Annotated in this window: 4 protein-coding genes; all 4 read right to left on the bottom strand. The window is 36.6% G+C overall.

The features are described from left to right. Nucleotides 1-166: 166 nt before the first annotated feature. The 4 genes from RT037_RS07440 to RT037_RS07425 all read right to left on the bottom strand — a co-directional run bounded on the left by RT037_RS07440 (nt 167) and on the right by RT037_RS07425 (nt 6,061). Complete coding sequence (locus RT037_RS07440; RefSeq protein ID WP_313029528.1) at nt 167-1,066, bottom strand: MBL fold metallo-hydrolase; 900 nt, start codon at nt 1,064-1,066, stop codon at nt 167-169. Between the two features lie 71 nt (nt 1,067-1,137). Continuing rightward, entirely contained in the window at nt 1,138-3,711 is a 2,574-nt protein-coding gene (gene topA / locus RT037_RS07435) for a type I DNA topoisomerase (RefSeq protein ID WP_313029527.1), read from the bottom strand. A 52-nt stretch (nt 3,712-3,763) separates the two neighbouring features. Continuing rightward, a complete protein-coding gene (locus tag RT037_RS07430) occupies nt 3,764-4,915 on the bottom strand; it encodes a hypothetical protein (protein ID WP_313029526.1) in 1,152 nt (383 codons plus the stop codon). Nucleotides 4,916-4,924: 9 nt separating this feature from the next. Then, nucleotides 4,925-6,061: an EpsG family protein gene (locus RT037_RS07425; RefSeq protein WP_312321979.1), complete on the bottom strand. Its 1,137-nt coding sequence runs from the start codon at nt 6,059-6,061 to the stop codon at nt 4,925-4,927. Between the last annotated feature and the right edge of the window lies 1 nt (nt 6,062).

Genomic DNA, 6,062 nt, shown 5'->3' with positions numbered 1-6,062 from the left:
AGCGGCATCCTTGGAGCGGAGCAAGGCGGCGGTGTTACGGCGCGACGAAGGAGCAGCGTAACATAGACGGCCGAGCGAAGCTCACAAGATACAGCGGACAGCCCGACCGAGCTAGTAAGGACTTCAGAAAGGCGCGAGGATTGCCCGAAATAGAAAAAATAAAAATTTAAATTCTGCCTTGTTGCTTCAGCTTCCAATAGCGCAAAAGTCCAGAAACAGACATCCAACTTGGGTTCGCATATTCGTAAACTTGGATTTCTTCGGAAGACAATCCTTTTTTGCAAAGTTGATTTTGTGTATAGTCCATAAACTTTGGGGTAATTTCGTCAGGTGAAGTTCCGTTTTCGAAATAAGGTTTTATCCAATTTGCCCAATCATCCAAAATCGCCCGAAGCTCTTGCGTATGTTGTTTGGTGTTTTCTTGACGTCCAAAATGCGTAAGATAAAAAGCTTCTGCATTTTCGGCATCGAGTTTATCTAAAGACTGTTTCCAAAGCTCAATGTTGATGTCTGGCGGCGGACAAGGCGGAACGACAGGATGATTTCCGATTTTGACACCTCCCACATCGCCCGTGAAAATAACATTCCCAAGCCTATACGCATTGTGATGAATGGCGTGGCCAGGTGTGTAAATGGTTTTAAATTCGTGTTCTCCTATTTTAATAATATCATTATCGTCAACTTGAACAAGATTTTCTTCGGCAATCGGTTCCATTTTTCCCCAAAGTCGATCCATATCGTCGCCATAAATCATCTTGGCAGAATTCCATAACTTTTCTGGATTGAGCATGTGCAAATAGCCTTTCGGATGAACATAAATCTTCGCGCCCGCTTTCGCAAACTTCCAAGCGGCGCCCGCATGATCAAAATGAATATGCGTCAACAAAACGTGCTTAACATCATTAATATTGAAACCCGCTTTTTCGATAGCTGATTTTAAACGCTCGTAAGTGGATTCGGGACCCGACTCGATAAGAATTAAACCATCTTGACTTTCGATAAAAAAAGAACCAATCGCATGTGGCGTATTGAGAAATTGTAAATCGAGGATTTTGATATCTGACATAATTGAATTATTTTGGACACTCCAATTTACCAATAAAAAAGCCATCTACAAAACTTGCAGATGGCTTTTCTTTATTTTTTCGGACTCGCCTTTTTGGTTGTCGTCGTTTTCTTTGCTGTGGTTGTTTTTTTGGCAGCGGTCTTTTTAGCTGGAGCTTTCTTCTTAGTTTCAAAAGCTTTCGGATCTTGCTCTTTAATCCAAGCTTTCACCGTTTCCAAATCCATTTGTTTCAATTCTTCGGCATCGTATTTTTCACCGTCTGCTCTTTTCGGAATTTTAAGATTCGTTTTTCCGAATTTGATAAAAGGTCCCCAACGTCCATTTTCCAAAGCTATTTTTTCATCTTCCCATTGTTGAATGTAACGATTAGCTTCTTTTTCTAGTTTAGCATCGATTAACTCAACAATATCCGATTGCGAAAGATTATTAAAATCGTACTTTTTAGGAACATTCACATAAATCGATTTGTATTTAATGAACGGTCCAAAACGCCCAGTTCCTTTCGTTACCGGCTCGCCTTTATAGCTTGCAATTGGCGCATCGGCTTTTTGCTTTTCTTTGATAATTTCTTCGGCACGATCTTGATCAACCGATAATGGATCTTCACCTTTCGGAATCGAAATATAAGTTTCGCCCCATTTCACATACGGTCCAAAACGTCCAACACCAATCGCAACGGTCCGACCTTCATATTCATTTAATTCAAATGGAAGCTTGAACAATTCTAAAGCTTCTTCCAATGAAATTGTTGCAATATTTTGGCCACTCAACAACGAAGCAAAAATTGGTTTCTCTTCATCGTCTTGTTCTCCAATCTGAATCATCGGTCCAAAGCGTCCAATTCTCGCATGAACTTGTTTTCCCGATTTTGGATCAATACCCAAAATACGTTCTCCGGTTGCACGTTCCGCATTTTCTTCAACATCTTCAATTCTTGGATGGAATTTGGAATAGAAATCCGTCATCATTTTTTTCCAATCTTCAGAACCATCAGCAATTTCGTCAAAACTTCCTTCAACACGCGCCGTAAAGCCGTAATCTAAAATCTCTTGGAAATTGTCAATCAAGAAATCGTTAACAACTTCGCCGATGTCTGTTGGGACAAATTTATTTTTGTCGCCACCAAACTTTTCGTCCAGAACTTCTTTTTTGATCGCTCCTTTCGTTAGCGAAATACGAACAACTTCTCGCGTTTGCGGTTCAATCTCGCGTTTATCAACATATTCACGATTTTGAATTGTCTGAATTGTTGGCGCATACGTCGATGGACGACCAATCCCCAATTCCTCAAGTTTTCTAACCAAACCTGCTTCCGTATAACGTGCACTTGGCTTGGTGAATTTTTCTGAAGCTGTAATTTTTTTATAATCTAAAACTTCACCGATTTTAACTTTCGGAAGTAGCTTTTCGTTGTTTTCCTCATCGTCTTCCTCAGTTTTTACTATTCCGTAAGCTTTAAGGAAACCATCAAAAACAATAACTTCTCCTTGCGCTTCAAAATGCTGTGGCAAACTTGGATTTCCGATTTCGATAACTGTTTTTTCGATTTTAGCATTCGACATTTGTGACGCTAAAGTTCGGCGATAAATCAACTGATATAATTTGCTCAATTGCGCATCACCAATTGTTTTAACACCAAAATCCGTTGGACGAATCGCCTCGTGCGCTTCTTGTGCAGACGCAGATTTGGTTGTATAATTTCTTGGTTGAGAATAATCTGCTCCGTAATCTGAAAGGATTTGCGCTTTTGCACCATTAATCGCTTCTTGAGAAAGATTCACGGAGTCCGTTCTCATATACGTAATAAACCCTTCTTCGTAAAGGCGTTGCGCCAGACGCATCGTCGTGGTCACATTGTAACCCAAACGCGAAGACGCCTCTTGCTGCAAAGTCGAAGTTGTAAACGGCGCCGACGCAGAACGTGTTCCTGGCTTGGTTTCAACATTAAGAACTTTGAACTCTGTATTTTTTGCTTGTTCTAAAAAGTTTTCCGCATCGGCTTCTTTAGAAAAGTCTTTTTTAAGTTTTGCTGCAATTTCTTGCTTTCCATCGTTTAAGAAAACGGCATCAACTTTGAAGCTTGCTGTTGGTTTGAAATGTCTAATTTCTTTTTCACGCTCAACAATTAGTCGCACCGCAACCGATTGAACTCGGCCTGCAGAAAGTCCTGGTTTTACTTTTTTCCAAAGAACAGGGGACATTTCGAAACCTACAATTCTATCCAAAACTCGTCTTGCTTGTTGTGCATTGACTAAATTTTGATCAATATCTCTTGGATTTTCGATTGCTTTCAGAATTGCATTTTTTGTAATCTCATGGAAAACAATACGTTTTCTGTTGCTTGGTTTTAATTTCAGTTCTTCTGCCAAATGCCAAGCAATAGCTTCTCCTTCGCGGTCTTCATCGGATGCTAGCCAAACCATTTCGGCTTTTTTGACAACTGCTTTCAACTCAGCAACCAATTTCTTTTTATCGGCAGAAACCTCGTAATCTGGCGTGAAAGACGACAGGTCGATTCCCATTCCTTTTTTCGGCAAATCCCTTATGTGACCGAAGCTGGACTTCACTTCGAAATCCTTCCCCAAGTACTTTTGGATGGTTTTTGCTTTTGCTGGCGACTCAACGATAACTAGATTTTTGGACATTCTGAAATTTTTTGCAAAAGTAGAAGTTTTTTATTAAATGAGATTTATTGTTTTAAATCATTTTATGAATCAGCTCAAAAGGAACAAAGAAAATCCGATAAAATAAGCCTTCGAAAGTAAATCCTTTCCCTGACATTTCTACTCTATAAATAAGTGATATAAAAATAATTAGAAAAGTAATAAGATATGTTTTATTAAGCTCAATCGGAGAATATTCCCAGATTGTTTTAGTTGGTTTAATTAAAATTGGAAACATAATAATGAGGAACATCATGTGGATATACATCCAGCGTCCCCAATCAATCGCTAAAACAAATAATGGCAGCGAAAATAGAAATGCTCCTAAAATCATCCACCCGACAATTTTACTGATTTTTTCAGTTTTTAAATAAAAAATAACATGAAAAACGCTAATAGCTACACTCAAAAAATACCAACGATAATCATCGAATGCATTTTTAATATATTCTCTTTCATTAATATCCCAAAAGAAAATCCCTCTTGTAAAAATAACGCCGCGCTCTTTGAGAATTGCCAATGAATGTCCTTCATTAATTTCTTTACCAAAAAGTACAATCAAAACCGCAGGTATAAAAACCGCAGCAAAGTATTTAATATAGCGTTTTAATTCAAATTTTCCTTCTTTAAGATATAAAGCAATCACAAAATAAGGAACAAAAAACAAAGCTATCTCATGCAAAAACATCGTGATAAAAAGTCCTAAAACTATTATCCATTCTTTGGTTCTTGTTAGCTTGTTATTGATTAACCAAAAAACTAACAACGCAAAAAGTAAGAATATGATAAACTCCTTTTTTCCTGCATAATCAACACAATTGAAAAGCCCGACAAACCCCACAGAAGACAACATTAGTGATATATATAGCAAATCGAGTTTCCTGTTTTTTATGATTTTAAAATAAATAAAAAAGAAACTAACAATAATCACTAACTGAAATCCAAAGACTAAATAGTTAAGTGGAAATCCTGTCAAGTCTTGCAATAAAAAGAAAAAACTTCCTGAAAGACCTCGTCTTTTAAATCCTCCATCCTGATAGTTAATCAGCCAATCTCCAAGAATATAGCCATCCGCTTTTTTGTTATGAAGAAAAGTAAAAGCCAAAGTATAAACTGCTGTCGCAATCATTATAAGATATGCAACGAGTTTTAAGTTTAGCTTACTTAGAAATATATCCAGCTTCATATCTTATAATTATGGGAGAATCCAGTTTCTATATTTTTCTATTGTAAATTTTCCTTTACTAATATTGTTAAATGATGAGAATACTAAGAAGTTAAAAATCGCAAGACAAATAATGAAAAAATGGATTATTCTTTTAGTCCCTGCATTAACCACATACATAGCATTCGGAATTATTAGATAAGAAACACCAACAAATACCCCTGCTAATCTTGACGAAAAGATTGGATTATTCCTAAAAATAAAATACGAACAAATTGCTATCAAAGCATACCATCTATGATATTCATAATAAGGGTACTTTTTCTTCATTAGAGTGTCGAATGCAAATAAGAAAACTGTAACTATTAACATCATTAACTCCGGATACCCAAATCCGCCACGTTGTCTTTCAATCGTTTCACTCATGTAACCATTGAAACCTACAACAATAGTTGAGTCTGACATCAGAGAGTCTAACCAACTACCAAAGAATCTATAGACTTCAAATGGCGATGCAATAATGGACCCAATAATCGCTAGCATCATAAAAAGCTTATTTAAAGGAACTCTAGCCAACCAATACATCGGCAACAACACATAACAAACACTATGTACTCCCCCCGCTAGATGGATAAATAGAAGATACATTAAAAGATTCCTTTCTTTAATATATCTGATTGCAAAATAAGCAATAAAAGAACCTAAATTTTGTCTAATCTGCCCACTCTCTCCAACAAAAAATCCAGGAATAAAAGATATTAATAAAAAAGAAAAAGGATACATTGTATTTTCTAGAATGAACTTATTCTTAAAACTAATAGCTAAAATAGCGACTACTGTTGTTAGCACATAAAACGGAGCATTAAACTCAAGTACCAATTTATTAATAAAAACATAGCCCCACTCCAACTCAATAGGAGTAGGGGGTTCAAAGGTTAACGCTTTAAGAAATATGCTCCAATATTCTTTTGAACTTGTCCAGTAATATATTCCAAGATAGCTTCCAAAATCAGCTCCAACCTGATCTCTAAATCCAGCCAAGATCATTAAATATACGCCCAAGTACCAAAAGTACTTTTTATTAACTCGTCCTGAATATACCTCCTGAAAGCTAAACACAAACATTACGACAATCGCAACTAAAAAATATGGATGTAATAAATGCATA

The organism is Soonwooa sp. (genome assembly GCF_032062245.1).
Taxonomy (GTDB): Bacteria; Bacteroidota; Bacteroidia; order Flavobacteriales; family Weeksellaceae; genus Soonwooa.
Note: the sequence above shows the minus strand (reverse complement) of the source record. Positions and strands in the feature narration are given on the sequence as shown.